We start from the raw sequence: 23,693 nt of genomic DNA, 5'->3' as shown, positions 1-23,693 counted from the left end.
GATAAGGAAGAGAGAAAAAACTAAAGCGAAGGAATGAGTGCTAAAATTTTGGAAATAAATTTCCAAAATGAAAATTGTTTCCGATGCTTCTCCATTGGTCTGTTTCCAATTTCTTAAGGGCCAGTTTCATCCCCAAAATTCGATTTTTTTTCCTATACCCCAAAAACCGGGACCTTTTTTGCTTGGCCCGTAGTGCGCCGCAAAAAGACTGGTCATAGATGGTGCATTGCACCATAAGAGGAGGCAAGGAGAATGCTCCAGCCTAAAATCCGAAAAAGATACATATTCATCGCCTCATTACCCCTGCTCTACCAGTCCCTGGTAGCCCCAATCGCGGGTTCCTTGATCGGAAAGAGCACTTCTGGTAGGAACTCCCTACCAGAAGTAAGCCAAATCAAAGAATACATTCGCTCCGAGAGACCAAGCCTAACCGAATCCGAGCTGGAACTTCTCTCCTTAACCGTAGAAAAAGAATCAGAAAGGATCAATAATAGCGCTTGCGGGGTTTATTGCCAAAAAGGGGAGAAAGCAGGGCTACTTCTTGGGATCATCAAAACGGAATCTGAATTCTACCGGAAAGCAAGATCCAAAAAGAATGCACTCGGACTCATGCAGATCATGCCGGGAACCGGTTCCTGGATCGCGTCTTGGGAAGGAAAACAAATCAAAAAGCAGGATCTTTTCGAGCCGGAGACAAATATTCACCTAGGAGTCTCCTATCTGAACCATTTATTGGAAACCCATGAAGGGAATATCCGTCAGGCGCTTCTTGCTTATAATGCAGGCCCGGGAGCGGTTAAAAAATGGGGAGGAGTTCCTGCCTACGCAGAGAGCGTGTTTTCAGGACAGGAAGAATATTTAGGAAGCAGGGAATCATTCTAACGTTTTTGCATCCATAGAACGCAGGACCTAAGCATCTCGCTCATATGTTTCCGATCCGTGTGAGCGGGATGCCCGTGGCCTGGTAAAACCCACTCAAAATCGTAATTTTCCAAATGCTGCATGGACTTGGTTTGCTCTTCCCAAGAATACCAACAAGCGCCTTTAAAAGCGATCAGCCTTTCTCTCTTAGGGTCGAAAGCCAAATGGTCCCCCGAAAAAAGAAATTTATGTTTATATAATAAAGTGGAATGCCCTCTCGTATGCCCAGGTCCCGGTATCACCAAAAGATCGTCGCTAAGTGAAAATGGCTCCTTTCCTTGGATCACTATCTCCGCATTCGGAACTGAGGATAGATCTCCTTCATGTATGATCCTTTGTGTCCCGAAATCAGTATGGAATTTTTCATGATCCGCAACGTCGTCCCTATGTGTTAGGAAATGATATTTGATCCCACCCAGATTTTTTATTTTTTCAGAAAGTGAAGGGATGTATCTGGGAGAATCCACGAGCACGTTACCCTCTTTCCGTAAAATTAAGTAAGAGAAGGCTCCGAACGAATCCTTGGAGTGGAAACCGCAATGATAAACTTCGTCTTGGATCTGCCTTGGAAAAGATGCTTTCGCCTCCGCGAGATCGATTCTATCTTCTGTTCCGATGGAAGCTGTGGGGCAGGCAACTAACGCTCGTAAGGCTTGTAATTTTTCAGATTCTGTTCCCGGTTGTTTTTTGACGAAGGAACCGGATTGGTCTTCGCCAAAAATGTTCGAAGCCAAGATCCTGCAGGTCTCACAATCTATACAACTGGAATCCACATAGATCTGTCCCGGAATATTTTGGGCCTTTCTTTTTGCCAAAGTCGCCATATGTGTTAGACTGTTTCTTTATTTCACCCAATCGCTTCTGTTAAAATACTTATCCTCAAGACTTTTTAATTCTCCGGTTCGTTTGAGTTCGGACAGAAAAAATTCGAAATTACGGGAGAAGTAGATATCCCCCTTGGGAAGTAAAGCGCTTACATGATTTTCCTGAACGGGTTCGATTAGCGCCCTAAAATTGGATAAAATATTTCTTTGTTTAAGAAGAAGTCCCTTTATATAAAGAGAATCACCTACAAAACAATTTGCCTGACCTTCTTTCACTGAATTCCAAGCGCTTTCCATTGAACCGTATGTGAATATTCTGGAATTCGGAAAAATACTCAGAAGATATTCATGACTGGCGGAAAATGCCCTGACGGAAAAACTGAGCCCGCTCACGCTATCCAGATCTTTTACACTTCTAAAATATACCGTAGAGATGATATTTCCTTCGGGAGGAGGAGGAAGTGCATTCTTATTTACTAATGCACCGGTTGTAGAGACCAAATAAGGAGAACTGAAACTTCCTTTTTTAGATCTTTCTAATGTAGAACTTAAACCCGAAAATGCAATGTCCGCTTCTCCGCTCTTGATCGCTTCTGCGTAATCCTCGAATTCTGGACGGTTTGTAAATGTATATTTTACTCCCAAAAACTCTGCGTATTTTTTTCCAAGTTCGGCGTCGAATCCGGGAAAACCGTCCTTTGGATCGGAGATATAGAATGGATCGAAATTACGATTTCCTGTGACCCTCAATTCTCCCCTTTTTTGGATCTCATCCAAACGAGAACCGGAGATGTTTTGCGCGAATACGGGAGCGAGTGTCAAAAACGAGAATAAGAGTCCGAACTTTCGAAGCACCGTTCTTTTATATTTCATGAGCCCTTATGGATCAAGGTAAAAAACAAGAATCTGTCATACTATAGTCGAGCGGATAAATATATTTTTTTCGTAAGAATGAGGGAACGTTTTTCCCCATTCGGGTTTACTTATATAAGAGCGTTGGCCCCTAAAGGTCGAGGCTCGTGAAGCCCGAATAGCGAACTACAAAAAAATCCTGGAATCTTATTTTGAATCCTTTCATCCGAATCAAACCGCAAAGTCCTCCGACCTATCTGGTATTTTTCTTATTTTGTTTTTTAACCTGCGAGAATAGAGATGCGGATAAGGTAAGTTTAACCGTTTTCGGGGACGGGGTCGCGTTCAATATAGATGGAGAGTTGGACATGGATAAAACCGCAAGTTGTGGAACCGCAACTCCTTATAGTTCTTCCAGCACAAGCACAACTACTAACACTACGACAAGTACGAGCACTACGAATCTTTATACGGTAATTACCAGATTGTATTTCAAGTCCGGAGAGTATCTCTATCTCAAGTTCTTATACGATGCCACTCAAAACCAAGGATCGATCGATTCGACTCAAGGCTTTTCTTATTCGGGAGGAATTGGAACTTCAGCAGTAGTTTCGAATTACGGAAAAATTTATTGGGGAGGAAGCGGCGTGCCTGTAGATACAAGCGTTTCCAGTTCCCAGGCTCTTTCTTATCTTACTGTCGATTTGGATTTGGTGGGCACTGCAATCTCTAGCGGAAGTGTCGCACTCTCTCTTACTCAATGTTATACTGTAGATAATATAAATTGTACCTCCGCAACATCTACAAGTATGTGTTATACCCAGGATGGTGAGACCTGTTATAATACACAAAATGTTTCAGGTCCTTCCGTAAGTATCAAAGGAGAAGTGAATTGTACAAGTAGTACGATTTCTTCGGGAAGTTCTTCCAGCACTAGTTCCACACAATAAGAAATAATTCTTTAGAAATAGCAGGTGATCGTTTTGGATTTCGATAAATTAAAGTTTTTCGTTCTTTTTCTACTGATCTTAGGATCAGGCAATTCCTTATTTGCAGAACCCCCTCCCCCACCGCCTCCATTCGGCCCGGAACTTTTCGACTTTTTTATACCGGGAGGAGGTCCTGGCCCAAGGGAAAAAGAAGATAGAAACTTTGAAAGATTCTCCAAAGAACTTTCTTTGAGTCCTGAACAGATAGAAAAAGCAAAAGCGGCAACCGACAAAAGATTGAACCTGAGCCGTAGTATTGGAGAAAAGTTACCTTCACTTCACGAATCCTTACGCAAGCTACTAGAATCTCCTAAAGTAGATCTTATTGCGGTAAAATCCAAACTAAAAGAGATCAGCGATATTCAACTTGAATTAAGATTTCTGCATATAAAGGGTAGATTAGAATTCGAATCCATCCTAAGTCCGGAGCAAAAACAAAAGCTGAACCAACTCCATAAAGAAAGACTGAATAGGATCAAGGAAAGACGGGAGTTTCCGCCTCATCACCACGGTCCTCCTCCGGGAGACAGAGACTGTAAATAGATAAAATGACGGAACCAGAATTAATCCGGATCATAGAATCCAGCAAGGAGACAGTCCTAAAGTCCATCCGTAGGCATATTTTGCCGGGGATGGCGTCTTTAGTTGAGGACCTTGTCCAAGATACATATCTAAGATATTATCTCAAATTCAAGAACAAACCTTCTCTAAACCTTCAAGATGCAAATCGTTGGTTATATGTCGCCGCCAGGAACGAATGCAGAAGAGCGATTCGAAAATGGAATAGAGAAGGAAGAGCTTATTCAAAATTACAAACGGAGATAAAAGTTTCCGAAAAAAAAGAACCGGATATGGCTGCTATCGAACCTGATCCCGATCAGCGTAAATGGATGGAGTCTCAAATTAATCTCTTGCCATCTCCATATAAAGAAACTATGATACTAAGGTTGGATGGCGAGAAGATGGAATCGATCGCTAAGAAACTGGATATCTCCGAAGGAACCGTCAAGTCCAGGATCTCCAGAGCAAAAGAATGGTTGTCCAGATTCGCAAATTCGAATCGAAAAGGAAGAGAAGATAAATGAAAAGTCCTTATAACGATTCCGATCTAGACCGAAAAATTGGGTCCCTACTCAAAGATCCCGATCTCGCCAAAAGAATTGCAGGAAAGGTAATCTCCAAGGCAGAAACCCAAGAAGCTTCCGATAAAAAGTTCCTATGGCCGGCTTTAGCAGCGGCTCTACTTTTAGGTTTAGCCGGTCTTGCAACTTTCTATGTACGCAGCATACAAAAGTCCGAAGACTATTATTCCAAATCGCAAAACTCTGCGGAATATTTGGCTTCTCCCATCGAAACGGAATACATATGGGAAGATACGGACCTAATCATAGAAACTTCTTTTTCAGAAAGATAAATATACCCCCAAACGAGTTTTATTTCTGATCGCCAAAAATTAAAAAGAAGGCTCGTAAATGTAAAGAGGTTCCCCAATACCGGAATCAATCCGTTTGTAACTGCGGAATATTTTTATAATATTCTAACGACTCCGGATTAATCAGTGCATCCTGGTTGGTAACAGCTTCTCCTTGTACTGTTTTTTTAACTGCGATCTCCACCTTCTTCATGTTTCTAGTATAAGGAATATCCTCAATTTGGATGATCTTAGACGGAACATGGCGAGGAGAAACCTTATCCTTAATTTCCTTTTTGATCTTAGATTCAAAGGCGGGATCTAAAACTGCGCCGGGAGCCATCTTTAAGAACAAGATCACTCTTACATCATCCTTCCATTCTTGCCCGATTACGACCGAATCCGCAATTTCGGAGATAGTTTCAAGCAAGCTATATAAGTCAGCAGTACCGATACGAACTCCTCCTGGATTTAAAGTTGCATCCGATCTCCCATAAACAACCATTCCTCCGTTTGGGAGAATCTCCGCAAAATCCCCATGTCTCCATATATTCGGATAGGTATCGAAATAAGCTCCTAGGTATTTTTTCCCGTCCGGATCATTCCAGAATTCTAAAGGCATAGAAGGAAACGGTTTCGTACAAACCAACTCTCCTTTTTGTCCTTGGACTGGCTTTCCGGAATCATCAAAAATTTGGACTGACATTCCAAGTCCTAACGATTGTAATTCTCCGGAATGTACAGGTAAATTAGGATTTCCTAATGCAAAACATCCGTTCAAGTCGGTCCCTCCGGAAATAGAGGAAAGTCTTAGGTCCTTTTTCCAAGATCCATAGACGTAATCGAATCCATACCCCGGCAATGGAGACCCTGTGGATAATACCGCCTGCATGGATGATAGATCTACATTCGGTTTATATTTTTCCTTTTCCAAACTAAGAATATACTTAGCTCCTACTCCGAATATTTTTACCTTACGATCGGACGCATATCTGAATAATACTCCGGGATCAGGATGGAACGGATTCCCATCGAATAGATGCACTGTAGCTCCGATAGAAAGAGAACTCACAAGCCAGTTCCACATCATCCACCCGCAAGTGGTGTAATAAAAGATCCCGTCTCCTTCTCTTAAATCGGTATGTAATGCTAGTTCTTTCCAATGATTTAGAAAAACTCCGGAGCCTTGGACCATACATTTTGGAAGCCCGGTTGTCCCGGAAGAATACATAATATAAACTGGATGATCGAAAGATGTTTGATAAAATTCAGGGTCCTGTCCCAGAAAAGATTCATAAGATTCTTCTAATGGAATCGAGTTAGTAGGAAATCCTTCCATGACATTCTTGCGATCTTTTGTTCCTAAACTAGGATATTCGGAAATTAAGATCTTTTTCAGATCCGGAAGCTGAGAAGAGATCTCTTGCACGATGCCCGCGAGTGGAAGTGATTTTCCTTTAAATTCGTATCTATCCGTAGTGATCAGGATTTTAGGCTTGATCTGCCCGAATCGATCTAATACCCCCTTGACTCCGAAATCAGGAGAACAAGATGTCCAAACCGCTCCGATACTTGTAGCCGCGAGCATCGCAAGAACCGTATCCGGAACATTCGGCATCAATCCTGCAATCCTATCACCAGGCTCCACACCTTCCGACCTTAAGTATGCAGCGAGCGCTCCCACTTTTTTGTATAGTTCTGAATAGGTCAGGCTCTTCTCCGCTCCACTCTCTCCCCGGTAAAAAATGGCGACTGTATCGTCTTTTTTACGAAGTAAGTTTTGGGCAAAGTTCAGCTTTGCGCCAGGAAAGAACCTGGCTTCTTTAAAAGTTTTGCCAGGCAGGATGACTTCGTCGTAAGTTTTGGAATATATGACCGGAGCAAATTCCCATATCAGTCCCCAAAATTCTTCGAGGAATTCCACCGACCAGGAATGTAGCTCTCTATAGTTCTGAAATTTTTTACCGAGCTTTTGTTCGGCAAAATTTTGAAATTCTGTAAGTCTTGAGTTTTGGATAAGTTCGGGACTGGGAGTCCAAAGGGTTTGATTCATGTCCGGCCTGTTATCTTCGTTTTTTTCAACCGAAGGTCAACAGTAAATTAGTTGTGAAGTGGAAGCCTTTCCGTAAGATTTGTGAGTCGAAAAGAAGTCCGGAGTTTTCCATTTGTCAGACCTAAATCATCTCAACCTGCCTACGATCCTATTTTTATGCGTAAGTTTAGTCTATGCATTCCACGGTTTTCTGCACCAGTTAGTGGTGGGAGGCGCTATCTCTGTCTTCCAACATCCTGACGAAAGACAGTCCAGAGTGATCCTAATGCTTTGGATCGCAACAGGTGGATTCATGAGTTTTCTGGGACTATTGCCTACTGTACTTCTTCTTTTATATGGAGCGGACTCGGAACCGGTGAAGGCGGTTCTTTGGACCAACACTTTGGCACTTTGTTTTTTAGCGGTCCATTTTGTTCTTTGCGGAGTGATGAAACTTCCCCGCCCTTTACGTGTCGGTTTTTATTTCACGATCTCTTATGCGGTAGCGAATCTGGTTTTCCTTTTTACGTACGGTAAGATTTGACTCAGTAGAAATCGCATTTGTTGGAACTCCTACGTGGATTCTGAAATGCAATGTTGGAACTCCAACATGATCATGGACTTGGTTCGTAATAAGCCAAGTTCTCCGGGCCTTCGTGGATCACGATCCTGTCCACCTTACCTTTGGCCTCGGCCACACTATCCTTTAAGCCATGGTAAAACCAACGAGCCATGTTTTCAGAAGTTGGATTTGTCTTCTTAAAATCCGTATGATCGTTGATCAGAATATGGTCTAACTCAGCAACTAACTCTTTAAGCTTACGTTTCGAGGTCAAAAAGTCGAAGCTGATCCCGTCTTCTCCAATATTCTTTTGGCCGGAAAGATAGACTTCTACCTTAAAGGAATGGCCGTGGATCGGCTCATCCGAGCCGTCGGGGAAGTATTTATAAAGATAATGTGAAGATTCGAACCTTTCCTCGATACGAATATAGAATTTGCCGGTTTCTTGAAAAAACATGGAATTGACTTTGGCCTAGGGAGTCTATATACTGGAACTTAAACCAGTACTTAGGAGATTTTCCCCATGTCGGAAGCGGTCAAGCCAAGATTTTTTAAAGAAATGACGGTAGGCGAAGCGATCGGTCTTCATCCTGAAGCAGGATTGGTATTCTCCAGCTATCATTTGGGCGGATGCTCTCATTGTTCTATCAACGAACTCGAAACTATCGAGCAAGTTTGTATGGGTTACGGTGTAGAGGTGGATGTTCTTCTGGATAGTTTGAACAATCTACTCGAGGACGGAGAGTAATCTCTCCGCCTTCGGGCTCCTCTCTTATATCACAGTCTTATAATAGAAAGTATTTCCGGATCGTCTCCAGTTCTTCCCCCTTTTCACATCCAAACCATTTCAGTAGTTTTAATAACGCCTTCTCTCCTTTCGGGTTTAGCAGAAGTTTATTGAGCGCACTTCTAATCCCAAAAAACTTCCTAAGGTCCGGGATTTTAGGGGTCGGAAGACTCAGTCCGATAAAAGACATTCCGACTTTAGTATCTCCCAGTTCTCCAGGCTTTCTCATTTTTTCCAGATCTTGACTTATATTATATAATGTTTTTCTAAACTTAGAGATCTTAGTCGGGTTTTCGCTCTCCAAAGCGGTTTGGTATTCTCCGATCCATTCCCGGATCTTTTTATATTTTTCCCTGGTCTCGATTGTAGCAGGTATGATCTCGGAAAGAGAAGAAGAAGATTCTATCACTTCGGTCACCAACGGAGGAAGGATGAGCTGGAAATTATTCATCCTTCCCACTGGAGTGAGGCTCGTGAACACCTTCACTCTTTCTTCGTCTATCCATTCTTTAACTTCGGAATTGATATCCGCACTCGGTTTAAACAAAGGCACTTGTTCAAGCAAGGAGGCGCGTATCGGATGAGCCACATAATGTGCTCCTAAAAATGTGCTTCTCCCTAGATTACCTGCGGCTCCCCAAACCACTTGGCTGAAATATTCATGTGGAGATTGTTTATTCTCTCGATAACCTTTTAGATTTTCTTCCTGATGTTTTTTCATCAGATCCGTAGCGCATAATAATTTTAAAGCCTCGTTCCTGGAATCTTTTACTTCCGGTTCGTCTGTGGGTATATCCACTGAGACTAAAAGACTCCCATCCAATGAATCCAGGCTTTCGAAGGAATTCCAACCTTCCGAGAATTTTTGGTCATAGAATATTTTTTCTCTTAGGACAAGCTCATTGATCAGATGGAATAGACTTTCTATTTGGACGCAGGCAGTGGGGACTTCCGTCCAGTCGTAAGAATTCGTCTCTTTATTTATTTTTAATTCTCTGGAACTCGAAAAGTCAGGCCCTTTGGAATATAGGTCGAAAAGGCTTTCGAATGTCCAATTGTCCCAGAAGGAAGTATTGTATTGCATCGTAAAGGCCTCGGATTTTCGCACCGAGGGGAAAAATTGCAACCTAAATTACGTAAAATTTATGTTAGGTGGAATCACTCTCCTTTTTGGGGGATATAATAATATCTAACTCCGGCTTTGCGGAAATAGTATCTGATCTCCGAGGATTGTTTATCAGTAGGTTGTAATCTTCTCTTAAAAGTATCTTCCGGAATACGGAATGTGTCGCCAAGAGCGTCGCATCTAAAAAATCTATTCCCTTCCGGATAACGGATCATGAGCAAAGAGCCTGGTTCCGTTTCCCAAGATCTACCTTCTCCTTCCCAGGAAAAATAAATGGACCTGCTTGGAAAGATAGGATATTTTTTCCCTTCGTAGAGTACTTTGTCCTTATTCCTATGCACGTTCTTGAATATCTTTTTAGGTCCGGATTTTACTATAAAATGGACCGTGCCACATCTGAAAGTGAGAAGTAGAGGTATACCGCCCAAGGAACCGGGCTCGATCCCCAAACCGGATACGTTAGCTGCAACTCGATTTGTATTTTCCGCGATCCTTCCTAAGGTGGAACGCATAGACTCGTCCAAAAATTCCACTGTATCGTCTTTGCGGATCTTTTCTAGTTGTCTATAGATACGATCGAATTCCTGTTTTTCGTATGCTTTGTTCCTAACAAAACCGTCCAACTGTCTTTTTAGATTGGAAAGTCTGGCTTTGAAATAGGGAGTATCATTGCGGGAGGCCACATCGAACATTTCTTCCCAGAGCGTTTCTAATTCTCTGACTTCCGAATCTTGGTCGTACGTGTTCTTCTCCACTTCTTCCAAGATATAGCGGAACTTTCTTTTCAGATCGAATAGAAATCTGGAATCTTTTACTCTTTCCATGCCGGCTTAGATAGAATATCGGCATGACTTTTTGCAAAGTCAGCCATTTTACGTATCCGAATTTTAGTTTGCGTGTTTTCTCATCTTGATGGAGAGAATGATACCGACCGCTGCCATGGACATAAGTAAGTGGGAACCACCGTAACTCATAAACGAAAGTGGGATCCCTGTTACCGGCAATAATCCTAGCACGATGCCTATATTAATTGCCATATGATAGAATAACATCGCCACGATCCCGGACGCAAGTAAGGACCCGAATCTGTCCTTACTTTCATAACTGATCTGTAGCCCTCTAAGCGGAATAGAGAATAAGAAGAAGAGTAAAAATACGGAACCTATAAACCCGGTTTGTTCCGCCCAGGAAGCGAAGATGAAGTCCGTGCTGGATTCAGGAACGTGAGGGATTTTTCCTTCCGTCATCTCCGCATTTAAAAATCCTTTTCCGACTAATTTTCCGGAACCTACCGCAGGCTTTGATGCTCTGAGCTGATATCCTGCATCCTGTTTGAATTCGTCAGGGTTCAAAAATGCGGTCAATCGGATGACCTGGTTCTCGCGAAATGGAACTGTTTTCATCACGACTACCGCCGAGATCAAACTAATCCCCAAGATTCCCAGAGGAATATAATAAGAACGTAATGTTTTACTTCCTCTAGCGATCCTGAGTAAGATCATGATAATACTGAATATGATAAGTGTCGCGCCTACTCCAATCAGCAATCCCTGATTAGAAAGTAGTTTAAATATAAAACTTCCTTCTAAATCGATTACCTGATCGAATACTTCTCTTAATGCAGCGATGGTTTTAGGAGTAAGATTGGCCCCGGCTACTTCTTTCCCATCCAATACTTGCCAGGTTTTTCCGCCTAGTCTGTTTACTACGGACAGAAGGTCCGTTTTTCCGGTTCTTTGTAAGAATGCGAGGATGTCGTTTAATAATGTAAGTTTAGAATATTCCACATACATCGGAAGAACGAGTGAGATCCCTCCAAATGTGATAAAAGAACCGATGTGGAAATAATCGGCTCCCCCTAAGAACAACATTGTGAACAAGATCGGTAAGAAGGATACTGCTGTTCCAAAATCAGGCTGTAAAAGTATCAAAGCCATTGGTAATAGAACGATCCCGAACGGGATGACCAAAACCACAAGCTTCTTCATTTCTTTTTCTTTTAATACTAGATACTGGCCGAGTAGGATCACTGTGGCAAGTTTTGCGAACTCAGACGCCTGCAAAAGAAACGGTCCGATCTTGATCCAGGATCTCGCACCGCGGCTGGAAGGAAGATATCCGATCCATTTCACGAGCGTAAGAGCCAATAGTAAAATAGCGAATCCATACACGAATAATGCGTAAGCTCCGATCAATTGGTAATTGATCCGAGATACGAACCACATGATCACTAAGCCGCCCAGAAAGAATAAAAGTTGTTTGAACCATTTATGGCTCATGAGCCCGACGCTCGGATCGTCAAAATTATACTCCTGAGAGTATAAAGTGAGAACACTACAGATCACTACTATGATGACCGAACCTACTAAAAAGTAGTCAATCCTATCTATGGAACGATCCGACATCATTGTACATTCTCCGGTATTGCAGGAGCAGTTTCAGGTATCTCCGCGGTTCTTTTGAAACTTCCAGGTGGAAAAGCGGCTCTAAACATTTCTCTTGCAACAGGGGCCGCTCCAGCCGCTCCACCTACTCCATATTCCACGAACACCGCAACTAATACTTGTTCGCTGACAGGCGCACTCGCCGGTGCATATCCGATAAACCAAGCATGGTTGGATCCTGAAGATCCCCTTCTTCTTGTTTGAGCGGTCCCTGTTTTTCCTGCGATATCCGGAAGGCCAGGTTTATTTAATACGAATGCCGCAGTTCCATTTTTCACAACCAACCTGAGACCCACTTTGATCGCTTCTACCGTAGAAGATTGGATCGGAATATCGCTCAACCTTTGAGGATCCGTTCTGTTGATAATGGAATTGTCCAATGGATCTCTGATCTCGTTAACCAGATAAGGTTGGTATATTTGTCCTTTGTTCAATAGTCCCGCATAGAACAGAGTCATGGCAAGAGGAGTAACGGACATGAATCCTTGTCCGATGGAAAGATTGATCGTATCCCCGTCGAACCATCTGGTTCCATAAATCCTTTTTTTCCAAGCCGGAGAAGGTACCTGACCTGCAATTTCTCCAGGAAGATCTACTTTGGATTTTTGGTCCAATAAGAATAAACGAGAATAAGTCAGGATAGGATCGGAACCCAGTTTATAACCTAAATTATAAAAATATACGGAACATGACTTTTGAAGAGCGTGAGCCAGGTCATTCGTACCATGACCGCCCTTCTCCCAACAATAAAACACTTGGTCGGGAACTCCTGCGAAAGTGGATTTTAAAGTATAACTACCATTGCAGTGATAACTTGTTTCAGGAGTATAATCCACCTTATGACCGCTTTCTAACGCAGCAAGAGCAACTAACGTTTTGTATGTGGAAGCCGGAGGAAATTTGGATTGGATCGCAAGATTCAAAAATCCACCGTTCGCATCCACTCTCTTATAATGTGCGGTCCTTTCCGATCTACTTTTTCCGGAAAGAACATTCGGATCGTAGCTTGGATTGGAAGCCATTGCCAAAATTTCTCCGGTGGAAGGACGCATCGCAATCGCAGTTCCTCTGGCTCCTTTTAGCGCCTTATACGCGGCAAGTTGGATGTCTTTGTCTATCGTGAGAACCAGGTTATTCCCGGGAGTGGAATGTTCCACCACCCTTTCTTCCTCGATGTTTCCTTCTGAACTTCTTTTTTGGATCCGGAATCCGTCCGTTCCCCGAAGTCTTGAATCGTATTGGAGCTCCAACCCGTCTTTTCCGAGCCATTGGTAAGACTTGATCTCACGGGTAAGAAGGTCCGTTTTACTAGGCTTACCAATATATCCGGTCACATGTGCAAGCGCCGGCCCCATCTTATAGATCCTTCTCGGAGAAGGCACCAAGATAACATATTTAGATATATTATCAAAAACTGATATACGTTCCTGTTGGGCTTTGGAAATAGCCTCCAAAAGTACGAAAGGCTTTTTGGTCTTGATCTTTTTGGAGAATTTAGGCTCGAGCAAATCCTCTTCGTAATAAGACATCGGAATAGAAAGAGTTCTTGCGAATTCCTGCAGGAAATTCTTAACCTTAACCGGATCGTATTTGAGTAGAGAAGTATTCAATACTGCATCCAAGCTGGAATAATTGGAAACCAATGCCATGGATGTTTCAGGAGTAAGAAAGTTCCGATCGAACATTTCCCCCCTGGCAGCCGGAATAGTTTCACTCTTTCGGACGAACTTCTCCGCCTTTAAAGAATTATCCGTCCCTTGCACGATCTGAAGATTAAATAACTGGATGACGAAGGCGATTAATGCAAATGCAACCAACCCGGAGAACATGTATAGCCTTAGCCTGAAACTACGTTCCAGTCTAAATTCTGTGGCTGAAGAAGATCCTCCTCCCCCCAACATTTTAACCTTCCGCCTGCTCCAATCTGTATAATTTTCCCAGGACCCAGAAGAATATTGGAGCGATTGCCGCGTTAAAGATCGAGGTACTGACGATGGAGTAGTTTAAATTTTCATGAAAGAATAAGGAGAATAGGAAATAAGACGCTATCCTGGAGACCAAAGTCACTACCAAAGAATACAACATTATGGAAATCTGATTTTCGTGATACGCAGGCCTCGCGAACTTTCCTACCAGATAACCCATGATGCAGAAAGTAAGTGAGTGAAGTCCTATTTTGTAAGTGACTACGTTTCCTACAATTTCTCCGCCTAAACCTGAATCGGAAAGCAATCCGCCGAAAAATCCGATCCAGATACCTGCCATCGTTCCCCTGCGAAGAGCAAAAAATAGAACAAAGATCACCATAAAGTCCGGTTTAAACCCGGAAATCTCGAATAGGTTTGTCCCGTTCAAGAAGTGAGAGATCAAGATCCCGGCGCCAATGACTATATATTCTAAGATCATCAGTTCGTTTCCTCTTCGGAGAATCCGGATCCATTCCCTTCGGGCTTTTGAGGCTTAGGAGTCTCCACAGGTTTATTTCCGGCTGGAGTTGGGACCTTAGGCTCTCTTTCTTCTTTAGGATAATTTAATTCACCGAAATAAGGATTTTCGATATTGATATTCTGTCCTTCCGGCCAAGTCTCCGCCCATTTTTCAGGAAGTTTCATTAGGATCGTAACGGATTCCAACATATCGAAACGAACAAAAGGTTTTAAGAATGCAGTTTTAAAACTTCCATTGCGCGGGCCTTCCTCCGTAATTATACCCACAGGAATTCCAGGCGGGAACATTCCGGAAGAACCGGAACTATATACTGGTTTACCGATCTTACTCAAAGATTCGGTGTATTGGATCATCTCGCTTGGACCCATCGGATAATCTCCGAAAATCCTAGGATCAATAATGATACCGCTATCAATATAATTCATCAATGCTTCCATGCCTCTTCCTGAGTTTCCGGAAAGAGTAGCCCAAAGATTACTTTCCGGAATGGAAACACCCATATTATAATTGGAATTGATGATAGGTTGGACCACCGCGGAACCGCCTGTGACCGCGATCACCTTTCCGACGAGTGCTTCTATAATCTCACCTTTTTGGTTCACAGCTCTTGCAGTGACAGGCATATAAGGTTTGATCCCCGCTTCGGAACCTTTGTCTATAATGATAGTACGATAGATGGAATTCAAACGAACGGAAAGAACTTCCGCTTTGACTGTAGAATATTTTTGTTTAGTATTAAAACGTAATTCCCTTCTGAGACTTTCGTTTTCTCTGCTTACTCTTTCCAAATCTTGGGGAAGAAGTTTATAATCGTCTATAGCGGCAACGCAGGCATCTCTTTCCTGACGAACCGCTTCAAAAGATTCTAATTTAGTATAAGCGCCTTTAAAAAAGGAACCTACTCCGTCGATCGAGCCGGAAACGGAATCCCCTACTCTCTGGAAACTTGCAATCCCTCTGACTAAAACATTACTCTTAAAAGTCAGGGAAAGAAGAGAGAATACGATACAGAATAAAAGGGAAACAGTTTCCTTACTTTTATTAACTTGAAGCCAAAGCATAAAAATTTCCGTTTCGGACTACGGCGATCAGGCCGGAGACCGAGACCCGAATTAACGGATCCCTGGTTTCAGATACTTAACTTCGTCCAAGAATTTTCCTGTCCCAAGTACCACGCAGGTCAGAGGGTTTTCCGCTCTGAATACAGGCACACCGGTTTCTTTAGAAAGATAAGTCTCTAATCCGCGAAGAAGACATCCTCCTCCGGTAAGAACAATCCCTCTTTCTACGATATCCGAAGCAAGTTCAGGAGGAGTTCTTTCCAGAACTCTTTTAATTCCGTCTAAAATTTCGTCGGTTGGCTCTTTAAGAGCCTTGCGGATCTCATTGGATTCTAATTCCAGAGTACGAGGTAATCCGGAAATTGCGTCCCTACCTTTCACTTCCATGGTCTCGGTTTTCTTTTCAGGGTAAGCGTTACCGATAGTCAGTTTGATATCTTCTGCAGTTCTTTCCCCAACAACCAGATTGTATTGGTTTCTGAGATATTTGATAATTGCATCGTCGAACTCATCACCACCAGTTCTGATAGACTCGGCGATTACCATACCGCCAAGTGAGATCACAGCGATCTCAGTAGTTCCACCGCCTATATCCACGATCATATTACCGGCAGGTTCGTTGATTGGAATATTTGCGCCGATCGCAGCAGCCAATGCCTCGTCGATCAAGAAGATCTCTCGCGCACCTGCCTGTTCTGCGGACTCACGGACCGCACGTCTTTCCACCTCGGTGATCCCGGAAGGAACTCCGATCACAATTCTAGGTTTTACGAAAGTAGTTCTATTATGTACTTTCGCAATGAAGTAGCGGATCATTTTTTCGACAGTTTCGAAGTCCGCGATCACCCCGTCTTTCATAGGACGGATCGCTACGATCTCGCCGGGAGTACGTCCCAACATTCTCTTAGCTTCCTGGCCTACTGCGAGCACTTTGCCCGTAGCCGCGTGGACCGCTACTACGGAAGGCTCGGAAAGAACGATACCTTGCCCTTTTACATGGACGAGAGTGTTTGCGGTTCCGAGGTCGATTCCCATATCGTTGGAAAATAATCCGTATAGCTTATCGAATATCATTTCTATCCTTTGCTGCCAGAAGGCTGGTTGATCTTATTTATTATCTGCAGAATCGGTGAAAATCTCTAGGATTTTACGGTCGCGATCCAATTCAATATTTCCTGCCCGATCCTTACGGGCAATTCCAAAACAAAAAAAACGAAAAACAAATTGGAACCCATCGCGACCTCCATAATATTGGGGAACTTATGGTCCGGGAAAACACCCTAGCTGCCATCGATCTAGGCACAAACTCCTTTCATATGATCATCGTTCGGGTCCGAGAAAACGGGACCTTTGAAGCTATCGCCAGAGAGAAGGAGAACGTTCGTCTCGGAAGCGGCTTGGAAGAAGGAGGAGAAATCGATCCTCCCGCATTTAGGCGTGCAATCGAGTGTTTAAAGCGTTTTAAGATGCTCGCGGATAACTCGAAAGCAGAGATCAGAGCGGTCGCCACATCCGCAATGAGGGAAGCTTCCAATCGTGCCGAATTCCAGGCTGCTGCTTTAAAGGAAGCAGGCATTAAAATAGATGTGATTAGCGGATATGAAGAGGCCCGACTCATCTATTTCGGGGTCCTACAAGGGCTTCCAGTATTCGACAAAAAGGTATTACTTGTGGATATAGGCGGAGGAAGTACCGAAGTTTTAGTTGGCTACAGAGGGGATATTTTATTCTCAAAAAGTTTCAAATTGGGAGCGATCCGACTCACCGAAAAATTCCTGAGATCTGAAACCCTGGATTCTTCTCAGATACGAAAATGTAAACTTTATGTGGAAGAGATCATTCTTCCTTTCCGAAAGATCATCCGAGATCTAAAACCAGAAATGATCATCGGTTCATCCGGCACTGTCCAGGCAACTGCCGGGATCATTCGCGCCTTCGAAGGAGAAACGGAAGAAAGACCGCTAAACCATTACACATTCCATTCTTCAGAATTCAAAAAAGCAAGGAATATGATCTTAGAAGCGGACACTTCTAAAAAGAGAGGTAAAATCCCTGGCTTCGATTCCAAACGTTCCGATATCATTGTGGGTGGGATGCTTATCCTAGACGAATTATTCCAGTTATTGGATCTCCCGGATATGACTGTTTCTGAGTTCGCACTTAGAGAAGGGATTATCTACGATACAATCCGAAAATGGGAACATTTTCAAGATTTGGAACACTCCAAACATCTGGATGATATTCGCCAAAAATCCATCTTAAATCTTTTAGTATCATACACAAGGGACCAGGAATATGCCCGCCATGTTGCCAAACTTTCACTCGATATATTCGATCAATTACAATCGGTACATCGATTAGGGAAAGAAGAAAGAGAATATCTGGAAGCCTCTTCTTTGCTGCATGAAGTAGGACTATTCATTTCACATTCCGCTTATCATAAACACAGTTATTATCTGATTCGAAACTCCGAGGCAATGTTAGGTTTTACTTGGGGAGAAATAGAGATCATCGCACTCACCGCAAGATATCATCGTAAAAGTTCTCCTAAATCCAAGCATAGAGAATTCCAAAGAGTAGGTCCCAAAGAGCAAGAAACGGTCGAAAAACTTTCCGCAATTTTAAGGATCGCGAGTGCATGCAATCGGAACAGACAAGGATTGATCGAAACCGTAAAATGCCAGATCCGAAAAAATCAGACGATATTCACTTTGGTTACAAACCAAAACTACGATAAAAGTCTGGAACTTTGGGCCTGCGAAGAACAGGCAGATGCGTTCGAGGCCGCCTACGGAATGGTTCCTCTATTTCAGTGAAAAGATATTTATCTTTCGGACATTTTGCCGCTTTAGTCTTGGTCTATTCCAGTTTTCTAAACTGTTTTACGGTTTTTCCTTATAAACAAGAAACAGTCGACTCTCGTTTACTGGATAGAAAAGAAGAAGTAATCATTTCAAACCGAGGAAAAATAGACTACGAATTCCAAAACTTCGAGCTAGTCCTAAAAATAGAAGGAGCTTCCTTTAGGGAAACATTAGAAAAAAGGAAAACTTTAGAAACTAAAATCGTACATTACGACTATAAGAAGACGGACGGATACAGACAACTGGACACGGACGATAAACCTTGGAATCGATACATCCTAGGAATGTTTGCGGATATAGGAGCGCTCTTAGAATGGACGACAATCCCATTCCGCACTATTTCCAAGAAGAGAGAAGAAGAAACACTTACCGAAAATATCATAAAATCCGAAAAGGTCAAAACATTCGAACCCAAGGAGCTACAACTCATATTAAGAGCGGAGAATACCGAATTTTTCGATAAAAGCCCAAGTTCGGATTCGATCCGTATTCCGCTAACAGAGATCCGAAAATTTTTCCCGAAAACAAACTTCGTAGAAGCGCTACTATACTACGGAAAAGAAAGGATAGAATACCAAAATATCCCGGTAGCAGAAGAAATTCGTAAGATGAAACTGAGATAGAAGACGCCTAACGGCTTTAAGGAAATTTCACTTTTGATCCAAAGCGGAACGAATGCAGGAAAGGATCTCGGTACCCAAATACGGCTTTTGGATAAAATAACTCACACCGAAATCTTTTAAGGAAAGTTTTAATTCTGGCTCCATAAATCCGCTTGCAAGAAGGATTTTTACGGAACTATGAATGGCCCTTATCCTCTTTATGACTTCTCCTCCTCCAAACTTTGGTAGTCCCAAATCCGTCAGCACCAATTGGATCTCGGAATGTCTCAAAAGAAATTGTTCCACGCCGTCTTCTCCATCTGCGGCTAAATATACTCTGTATCCTTTCGATTCCAAAAGATCCGACAACATATTCCTAAGAAGTTCCTCGTCCTCGATGATAAGTATACTTTCTTTACCTCCTGAAGATTCGGATTCCGAATAGACCGGCTTTGTATTCATTTCCGATTTTTCTTTAGGAACAGGTAAATATACTAAGAATGTGGCCCCCTTTCCTAATTCGGAGTCTACTTCTATCCAACCTTTATGTTTATCGATTACGCTATAAGCCAATGCTAAACCTAATCCGGTTCCTTTACCTATATCCTTAGTGGTGAAAAACGGTTCGAAAATCCTCTGTTTAGTTTTTTCACTCATCCCGCTTCCAGAGTCGGAAATCCTGAGTATCACGTATTTTTCGGCCAGATTTATGGAATAGCCTGCCTTTAAATTTTCAGAGTCTGTTAAGAAGGTCTCTATACGCAGAATCCCTCCATCTTGCATTGCATCTCGAGCATTTACACATAAGTTTAATAAAACCTGATGGATCTGATTGGCGTCTACTTTGACCAAAGGAAGACCTTCCTGAAAGTCCGTAAAAAGTCGGATGTTTTTAGGAAATGTCTGGGATATTAATTTACTGATCTCTAATGCAATATCGTTTATTTGCGCAAGCTCCAGATTAAATTCGGTTTTTCTGGCAAACGTAAGTAGTTGCCTAACCAAAGAGGCTCCTCTTTGAGTAGCCATGTGTAACGCGGATACATGCTGGGAAAATTTTTCAGGATTATTCCGATTATTCTCTATTACCGAAGTATGCCCCATAATGATAGAAAGTATGTTATTAAAATCGTGAGCGATTCCGCTTGCCAAGGTACCTAAACTTTCCAATTTTTGGGCTTGGATCAATTGTTCCTCTAATTCCGCTCTTCTTTTCTCCACTTCTTTTAATTGGGATTCTTTCAGTTTACGTTCGGTGATATCCTCCGCGACTCCGGCGACTCGGATCGTATCTCCCTTTTCGTTCTTAACGGGAAACGCTTTATCTCTGATCCATCTGATCTCTCCATCAGGGCGAATGATCCGATATTCTTCTTTATATTCTCCTGTTACTTGTTTTGTCTTTGCACTATCAAAAACTCGGTCTCTATCCTCCGGATGGATACATTCCAACCAGGAAATCGGATTTTCTATGAGACTTTGTCTTGATCTTCCCCAAATCTGCTCGTAGCCTTGGCTGATATAAACGATCTCGTTTTTAGAAAGACTGGTCATCCAAAACACTTCATGGATTGCATCTGTGAGTTCTTTGAATAGTTCTTCACCTTCCCGGTTTAGCCTTTCCGCTCTTCTTCGTTCCTCTATCTCGTAGCCTAACTCTTCGCTTCTTTTCAGAAGTTCGAAATTTTTCTCTTCTAACTTTTCCACAAGCCTATGATTGTATTGGCGAAGAGGCGCGGAATCTATCACCAATCTTTTAACATTACGCTCCGATCTTGGAGCATGAAGGACTTTGGCAACTGTCTCTTCCAGTAATCTCAATCCCGCAGGCTTTTTCAAAAATGCGTCCGCACCAAGATCGAAAGAAAGTTTTTCATCCGAATCCGAGGTATAAGTGGCGGTATATACAATAAACGGAATATGTTTGAACTTCTCATTCTGTCTTACTTGAGAACAAAATTGGTATCCGTCCATTTGAGGCATAAGAATATCCGAAATGATCAGATCTACCTCGGTATTTTCCAGGATCTCTAATGCTTCTATGCCGTTGGAAGCGGTGTAAATTTTTCTATTCCCATTTTCCAACTGAGCGGAAATTAATTTGCGATTTTGGTAACTGTCGTCTACGACTAGAATGACCATAAAATTTAAGCCCGGAATAGGACTCTGTATTCATAAGGGACGAAAAAAAACTCTTGGATCATGGATTCAATCCCTTAATAAAACCGTTAATTTGCTCCGTAAATTTCCTGGTATCGATCGGCTTTGTAATATAACCGTCGCAACCAGCTCCGTATGCCTTCTGCGCATCCCCTTTCATCGCAAAAGCGGTAACCGCTATAATAGGTATATTTTTGGTATTCTCCTTTTCTTTTAATTGTCTAGTAAGAGTAAGTCCGTCAACTCCGGGTAATTCTATATCCATTAGGATCAGATCTAAAGGAAAATTCTCTATAACCTGAAGCGCTTCCTCCGCATTTCCGGCTTTTAAAACTTCATATTCGTCTAACTCTAATAATTCGCAGATCAATTTAAGATTTACGATATTATCATCTACTACCAAAACCTTAGGAGGCATATCTTATTTACCGTTCGAGATTTTTCTAGGTAATATTATAGTGAAAACCGATCCTTTGCCCAACTCACTTTCTACGGTTATTGTCCCGTTCATCAATTCCACGATCCTTTTTGTCAATGCAAGCCCTAACCCTGTTCCCTGGAATTGTCTATTAGCGCCGCTATCTATTTGCTGGAATTCCTCGAAAATCCTAGTGAGGTCCTTTTCTCCTATACCAATCCCGTCGTCTTCGAATCTCATCCGGATGCTATCGTTGCTTCCGGCTTCCATATTCACTCTGATGTTTCCACTTTCATGACTGAACTTCACAGCATTGGACAAAAGATTGTACAAGATCTGTTTTATCTTTTGAGGATCCAATATTACCTCATCTATAGAATCTTCTACTTTTATAAAAAAATTGATCTTCTTCTTTCCTAATAATGGACGAATGATAGAAGAAACTTCTTTGATCGCAGTAGATAAGGAAAATGTTTCCAAAAATAATTCCATCTTCCCTGATTCCACCTTGGCAAGATCCAAAACGTCATTGATCAATTTTAAAAGATGGTTGGCACTATTTAATATATCTGTTAAGTATTCTTTCTGCTTTCCGTTCAAGGGCCCTGGTCTTTCATCGGATAGTAATTCTGAAAAACCGATGATACCGTTCAAAGGAGTCCTTAACTCATGGGACATGTTTGCTAGGAATTCGCTTTTTAATCTGGCTGTCTCTTTCATTCTTTCGTTTTGTTCTTCTAATGCGGCTCTTCTAAATTCCTCTTGTTGTTTTCTTTCGGTGATATCGCGAATCGAACTGGAAACCAACATCCCTTCTTCCGTTTCCAACGGACTCAGACTGATCTCGACAGGGAATTCCAATCCGTTTTTCTTAAGTCCGTACAATTCCAATCCGCTTCCCATTCCCCTTACCTTCGGGTCTTTGAAAAAACCGATCCTATTCCCGGTATGATTGGATCTGAACCTTTCCGGTATTAAGACCTCCACGGGCTTATGTAGTAATTCTTCTCTAGGATATCCGAATAACTTCTCCGCCTGGGAATTGATCAAAACTATATTCCCTTCACGATTTACTATCACAACTGCATCGGGTGCGGATTCTAAAAGACCTCTAAACTTTGCTTCTGCTTTGATCCTTTCTCGAATATCTCGAATGGCGCTCAGTACTAATGTTGTGTCCTCTGTGTGATAAGGACTTAAACTGATCTCTACAGGGAATTCAGCTCCGTTGGACTTCCTACCAAAAAGTTCCGAACCTACTCCCATGGATCTTGTCCTAGGTTGGGTGAAATATTTATCACGATGAGAAATATGGTTTTTTCTGAACCTATCAGGAAGAAGTATCTCGATAGGTTGTCCCAAAAGTTCGTTTAGCTTGTAGTCGAACATTTTAAGGGCTTGTTCGTTCACAAAAACGATACTTCCAGAATCGTTTACCATTACGATAGAATCGGGTAAAGATTCCAGAAGTCCTTTAAACTTGGCCTCGATCAGTTTTGCATCCTTAAGGGCCTTATCTAATGTGATGTCTTTTTCTGTAGGCGTGGCCATAGTATATAAGAGCCTGTCCCAGAGGTCCAGACTCTCGGAGCCCGCAACCGGATACTAATTAATAATCTATATCATGGAACGGACTATAACAAATTCGTATATTAGAGATAGGAAGAATACTTTGAAAAATTTTGCAAAGCAAGCGTAGATTAATATTGGAAAGAATTTATTTTTAGTTCGTACAAGAAAACGAAGGACTCGGTAAGAAGTTTAGGAATTTCTAAAAGACAGGATTAGGCTGGATTTAGTTTATCTACCCAAAGAGGACGACTTCCCACGATCTCTTTTCCTACTTTAAAAAGTAAAATATACCTTCCTTCTTTAGGAAAGACCGCATGAGGGATCGGGATCCCGATTTCCACAGGTTCGGAGCCGTTATTGACGCGGATATTTCCTCCGACCCCTATTACTTTTTCACCTGAATCTGCATGTTCTAATTCTAAAGAAAATTCATGGTCACCTGGGGAAAGATTCGTGACACATACGTATATTCCCCAGGGAGGAAAGACTACGGGAAACTGTCCGGTAAAGAACTTTGTAAAAGTCCCTATGATACCTTTTTTCCCGTTGTCTTCCGAGATGACCCGGTCCGCAAAGACTAATGCTAATAGGACAGGTTCTCCCACGTTATTATTTGACAC

Annotated in this window: 24 protein-coding genes; 9 read left to right on the top strand and 15 right to left on the bottom strand. The window is 42.3% G+C overall.

Features of this window, described 5'->3' with window-relative positions; all coding sequences use genetic code 11:
- Nucleotides 1-252 precede the first annotated feature (252 nt).
- Complete coding sequence (locus tag LEP1GSC185_RS07975) at nucleotides 253-882, top strand: lytic transglycosylase domain-containing protein (RefSeq protein WP_008593992.1); 630 nt, start codon at nucleotides 253-255, stop codon at nucleotides 880-882.
- Here the strand turns inward: LEP1GSC185_RS07975 and LEP1GSC185_RS07970 are convergent.
- Entirely contained in the window at nucleotides 879-1,745 is an 867-nt protein-coding gene (locus tag LEP1GSC185_RS07970; RefSeq protein ID WP_008595565.1) for an MBL fold metallo-hydrolase, read from the bottom strand. The two genes, LEP1GSC185_RS07975 and LEP1GSC185_RS07970, sit on opposite strands and share 4 nt — an antisense overlap.
- Nucleotides 1,746-1,763: 18 nt before the next feature.
- On the bottom strand, nucleotides 1,764-2,618 hold the full coding sequence (locus LEP1GSC185_RS07965; protein ID WP_008594501.1) for a substrate-binding periplasmic protein: 855 nt from the start codon (nucleotides 2,616-2,618) through the stop codon (nucleotides 1,764-1,766).
- Nucleotides 2,619-2,809: 191 nt separating this feature from the next.
- On the opposite strand from LEP1GSC185_RS07965, the gene LEP1GSC185_RS07960 reads away from it, so the two are divergent.
- The 4 genes from LEP1GSC185_RS07960 to LEP1GSC185_RS07945 are packed head-to-tail and all read left to right on the top strand — an operon-like array spanning nucleotide 2,810 to nucleotide 5,000.
- Nucleotides 2,810-3,547, top strand: a complete 738-nt coding sequence (locus LEP1GSC185_RS07960; protein ID WP_008595900.1) for an LIC10920 family plasminogen-binding lipoprotein — start codon at nucleotides 2,810-2,812, stop codon at nucleotides 3,545-3,547.
- A gap of 24 nt (nucleotides 3,548-3,571) precedes the next feature.
- Nucleotides 3,572-4,129, top strand: a complete 558-nt coding sequence (locus LEP1GSC185_RS07955) for a Spy/CpxP family protein refolding chaperone (RefSeq protein WP_008595315.1) — start codon at nucleotides 3,572-3,574, stop codon at nucleotides 4,127-4,129.
- Between the two features lie 5 nt (nucleotides 4,130-4,134).
- Nucleotides 4,135-4,671, top strand: coding sequence for an RNA polymerase sigma factor (locus LEP1GSC185_RS07950; protein ID WP_008593990.1), 537 nt, complete (start codon nucleotides 4,135-4,137; stop codon nucleotides 4,669-4,671).
- The gene (locus LEP1GSC185_RS07945) at nucleotides 4,668-5,000 is read left to right on the top strand and encodes a hypothetical protein (RefSeq protein WP_008594718.1); all 333 of its coding nucleotides are present in this window, start codon (nucleotides 4,668-4,670) and stop codon (nucleotides 4,998-5,000) included. The genes LEP1GSC185_RS07950 and LEP1GSC185_RS07945 overlap by 4 nt, the downstream gene beginning before the upstream one ends.
- An 85-nt stretch (nucleotides 5,001-5,085) precedes the next feature.
- Here the strand turns inward: LEP1GSC185_RS07945 and LEP1GSC185_RS07940 are convergent, their stop codons facing one another.
- Nucleotides 5,086-7,050 (bottom strand): acetoacetate--CoA ligase, encoded by a 1,965-nt coding sequence (locus LEP1GSC185_RS07940; protein WP_008593632.1) that lies wholly within the window; start codon nucleotides 7,048-7,050, stop codon nucleotides 5,086-5,088.
- Between the two features lie 112 nt (nucleotides 7,051-7,162).
- Here LEP1GSC185_RS07940 and LEP1GSC185_RS07935 point away from each other — a divergent pair, with 112 nt between their 5' ends.
- Nucleotides 7,163-7,573: a hypothetical protein gene (locus tag LEP1GSC185_RS07935; protein WP_008594131.1), complete on the top strand. Its 411-nt coding sequence runs from the start codon at nucleotides 7,163-7,165 to the stop codon at nucleotides 7,571-7,573.
- Nucleotides 7,574-7,643: 70 nt separating this feature from the next.
- Here the strand turns inward: LEP1GSC185_RS07935 and LEP1GSC185_RS07930 are convergent, their stop codons facing one another.
- A complete protein-coding gene (locus LEP1GSC185_RS07930) occupies nucleotides 7,644-8,048 on the bottom strand; it encodes a 6-carboxytetrahydropterin synthase (RefSeq protein WP_008595760.1) in 405 nt (134 codons plus the stop codon).
- A 66-nt stretch (nucleotides 8,049-8,114) separates the two neighbouring features.
- Here LEP1GSC185_RS07930 and LEP1GSC185_RS07925 point away from each other — a divergent pair, with 66 nt between their 5' ends.
- Complete coding sequence (locus LEP1GSC185_RS07925; protein ID WP_008593840.1) at nucleotides 8,115-8,339, top strand: DUF1858 domain-containing protein; 225 nt, start codon at nucleotides 8,115-8,117, stop codon at nucleotides 8,337-8,339.
- Nucleotides 8,340-8,376: 37 nt separating this feature from the next.
- Here LEP1GSC185_RS07925 and LEP1GSC185_RS07920 read toward each other — a convergent pair whose 3' ends face one another.
- The 7 genes from LEP1GSC185_RS07920 to LEP1GSC185_RS07890 form a co-directional block, all read right to left on the bottom strand.
- Nucleotides 8,377-9,462 (bottom strand): hypothetical protein, encoded by a 1,086-nt coding sequence (locus LEP1GSC185_RS07920; RefSeq protein WP_008595209.1) that lies wholly within the window; start codon nucleotides 9,460-9,462, stop codon nucleotides 8,377-8,379.
- Between the two features lie 74 nt (nucleotides 9,463-9,536).
- Entirely contained in the window at nucleotides 9,537-10,328 is a 792-nt protein-coding gene (locus LEP1GSC185_RS07915) for a hypothetical protein (protein WP_008593969.1), read from the bottom strand.
- 63 nt (nucleotides 10,329-10,391) lie between these two features.
- A complete protein-coding gene (rodA, locus tag LEP1GSC185_RS07910; protein ID WP_024863939.1) occupies nucleotides 10,392-11,912 on the bottom strand; it encodes a rod shape-determining protein RodA in 1,521 nt (506 codons plus the stop codon).
- Nucleotides 11,909-13,849, bottom strand: a complete 1,941-nt coding sequence (mrdA, locus tag LEP1GSC185_RS07905; RefSeq protein WP_008593658.1) for a penicillin-binding protein 2 — start codon at nucleotides 13,847-13,849, stop codon at nucleotides 11,909-11,911. Before mrdA ends, rodA begins: the two co-directional genes overlap by 4 nt.
- Nucleotide 13,850: 1 nt before the next feature.
- Nucleotides 13,851-14,354 (bottom strand): rod shape-determining protein MreD, encoded by a 504-nt coding sequence (gene mreD, locus LEP1GSC185_RS07900; protein WP_008594020.1) that lies wholly within the window; start codon nucleotides 14,352-14,354, stop codon nucleotides 13,851-13,853.
- Complete coding sequence (mreC, locus tag LEP1GSC185_RS07895) at nucleotides 14,354-15,457, bottom strand: rod shape-determining protein MreC (RefSeq protein ID WP_008594219.1); 1,104 nt, start codon at nucleotides 15,455-15,457, stop codon at nucleotides 14,354-14,356. Before mreC ends, mreD begins: the two co-directional genes overlap by 1 nt.
- Before the next feature lie 51 nt (nucleotides 15,458-15,508).
- Entirely contained in the window at nucleotides 15,509-16,531 is a 1,023-nt protein-coding gene (locus LEP1GSC185_RS07890; RefSeq protein ID WP_008595388.1) for a rod shape-determining protein, read from the bottom strand.
- Nucleotides 16,532-16,719: 188 nt separating this feature from the next.
- Between LEP1GSC185_RS07890 and LEP1GSC185_RS07885 the strand changes: the two genes are divergently transcribed.
- Both LEP1GSC185_RS07885 and LEP1GSC185_RS07880 read left to right on the top strand, forming a co-directional pair.
- Complete coding sequence (locus LEP1GSC185_RS07885; RefSeq protein WP_008593960.1) at nucleotides 16,720-18,273, top strand: Ppx/GppA phosphatase family protein; 1,554 nt, start codon at nucleotides 16,720-16,722, stop codon at nucleotides 18,271-18,273.
- Nucleotides 18,270-18,944: a hypothetical protein gene (locus tag LEP1GSC185_RS07880; RefSeq protein WP_008595039.1), complete on the top strand. Its 675-nt coding sequence runs from the start codon at nucleotides 18,270-18,272 to the stop codon at nucleotides 18,942-18,944. Before LEP1GSC185_RS07885 ends, LEP1GSC185_RS07880 begins: the two co-directional genes overlap by 4 nt.
- Nucleotides 18,945-18,971: 27 nt before the next feature.
- Here LEP1GSC185_RS07880 and LEP1GSC185_RS07875 read toward each other — a convergent pair whose 3' ends face one another.
- The 4 genes from LEP1GSC185_RS07875 to LEP1GSC185_RS07860 all read right to left on the bottom strand — a co-directional run bounded on the left by LEP1GSC185_RS07875 (nucleotide 18,972) and on the right by LEP1GSC185_RS07860 (nucleotide 23,678).
- Complete coding sequence (locus LEP1GSC185_RS07875; protein ID WP_008595840.1) at nucleotides 18,972-21,065, bottom strand: ATP-binding response regulator; 2,094 nt, start codon at nucleotides 21,063-21,065, stop codon at nucleotides 18,972-18,974.
- Nucleotides 21,066-21,123: 58 nt separating this feature from the next.
- Nucleotides 21,124-21,501, bottom strand: a complete 378-nt coding sequence (locus tag LEP1GSC185_RS07870) for a response regulator (protein WP_008595282.1) — start codon at nucleotides 21,499-21,501, stop codon at nucleotides 21,124-21,126.
- Between the two features lie 3 nt (nucleotides 21,502-21,504).
- Nucleotides 21,505-23,052, bottom strand: coding sequence for a PAS domain S-box protein (locus LEP1GSC185_RS07865; protein WP_008595572.1), 1,548 nt, complete (start codon nucleotides 23,050-23,052; stop codon nucleotides 21,505-21,507).
- 233 nt (nucleotides 23,053-23,285) lie between these two features.
- Nucleotides 23,286-23,678: a DUF6941 family protein gene (locus LEP1GSC185_RS07860; RefSeq protein ID WP_008594546.1), complete on the bottom strand. Its 393-nt coding sequence runs from the start codon at nucleotides 23,676-23,678 to the stop codon at nucleotides 23,286-23,288.
- Between the last annotated feature and the right edge of the window lie 15 nt (nucleotides 23,679-23,693).

The organism is Leptospira licerasiae serovar Varillal str. VAR 010, from assembly GCF_000244755.1.
GTDB lineage: Bacteria > Spirochaetota > Leptospiria > Leptospirales > Leptospiraceae > Leptospira_B > Leptospira_B licerasiae.
This window is presented reverse-complemented; position numbering and strand designations above follow the sequence as displayed.

Coding starts and splice junctions, on each gene's coding strand:
- LEP1GSC185_RS07975 (WP_008593992.1), top strand. CDS start 253: ATGCTCCAGCCTAAAATCCGAAAAAGATACATATTCATCGCCTCATTA.
- LEP1GSC185_RS07970 (WP_008595565.1), bottom strand. CDS start 1,745: ATGGCGACTTTGGCAAAAAGAAAGGCCCAAAATATTCCGGGACAGATC.
- LEP1GSC185_RS07965 (WP_008594501.1), bottom strand. CDS start 2,618: ATGAAATATAAAAGAACGGTGCTTCGAAAGTTCGGACTCTTATTCTCG.
- LEP1GSC185_RS07950 (WP_008593990.1), top strand. CDS start 4,135: ATGACGGAACCAGAATTAATCCGGATCATAGAATCCAGCAAGGAGACA.
- LEP1GSC185_RS07945 (WP_008594718.1), top strand. CDS start 4,668: ATGAAAAGTCCTTATAACGATTCCGATCTAGACCGAAAAATTGGGTCC.
- LEP1GSC185_RS07940 (WP_008593632.1), bottom strand. CDS start 7,050: ATGAATCAAACCCTTTGGACTCCCAGTCCCGAACTTATCCAAAACTCA.
- LEP1GSC185_RS07930 (WP_008595760.1), bottom strand. CDS start 8,048: ATGTTTTTTCAAGAAACCGGCAAATTCTATATTCGTATCGAGGAAAGG.
- LEP1GSC185_RS07925 (WP_008593840.1), top strand. CDS start 8,115: ATGTCGGAAGCGGTCAAGCCAAGATTTTTTAAAGAAATGACGGTAGGC.
- LEP1GSC185_RS07920 (WP_008595209.1), bottom strand. CDS start 9,462: ATGCAATACAATACTTCCTTCTGGGACAATTGGACATTCGAAAGCCTT.
- LEP1GSC185_RS07915 (WP_008593969.1), bottom strand. CDS start 10,328: ATGGAAAGAGTAAAAGATTCCAGATTTCTATTCGATCTGAAAAGAAAG.
- rodA (WP_024863939.1), bottom strand. CDS start 11,912: ATGATGTCGGATCGTTCCATAGATAGGATTGACTACTTTTTAGTAGGT.
- mrdA (WP_008593658.1), bottom strand. CDS start 13,849: ATGTTGGGGGGAGGAGGATCTTCTTCAGCCACAGAATTTAGACTGGAA.
- mreD (WP_008594020.1), bottom strand. CDS start 14,354: ATGATCTTAGAATATATAGTCATTGGCGCCGGGATCTTGATCTCTCAC.
- mreC (WP_008594219.1), bottom strand. CDS start 15,457: ATGCTTTGGCTTCAAGTTAATAAAAGTAAGGAAACTGTTTCCCTTTTA.
- LEP1GSC185_RS07890 (WP_008595388.1), bottom strand. CDS start 16,531: ATGATATTCGATAAGCTATACGGATTATTTTCCAACGATATGGGAATC.
- LEP1GSC185_RS07885 (WP_008593960.1), top strand. CDS start 16,720: ATGGTCCGGGAAAACACCCTAGCTGCCATCGATCTAGGCACAAACTCC.
- LEP1GSC185_RS07875 (WP_008595840.1), bottom strand. CDS start 21,065: ATGGTCATTCTAGTCGTAGACGACAGTTACCAAAATCGCAAATTAATT.
- LEP1GSC185_RS07870 (WP_008595282.1), bottom strand. CDS start 21,501: ATGCCTCCTAAGGTTTTGGTAGTAGATGATAATATCGTAAATCTTAAA.
- LEP1GSC185_RS07865 (WP_008595572.1), bottom strand. CDS start 23,052: ATGGCCACGCCTACAGAAAAAGACATCACATTAGATAAGGCCCTTAAG.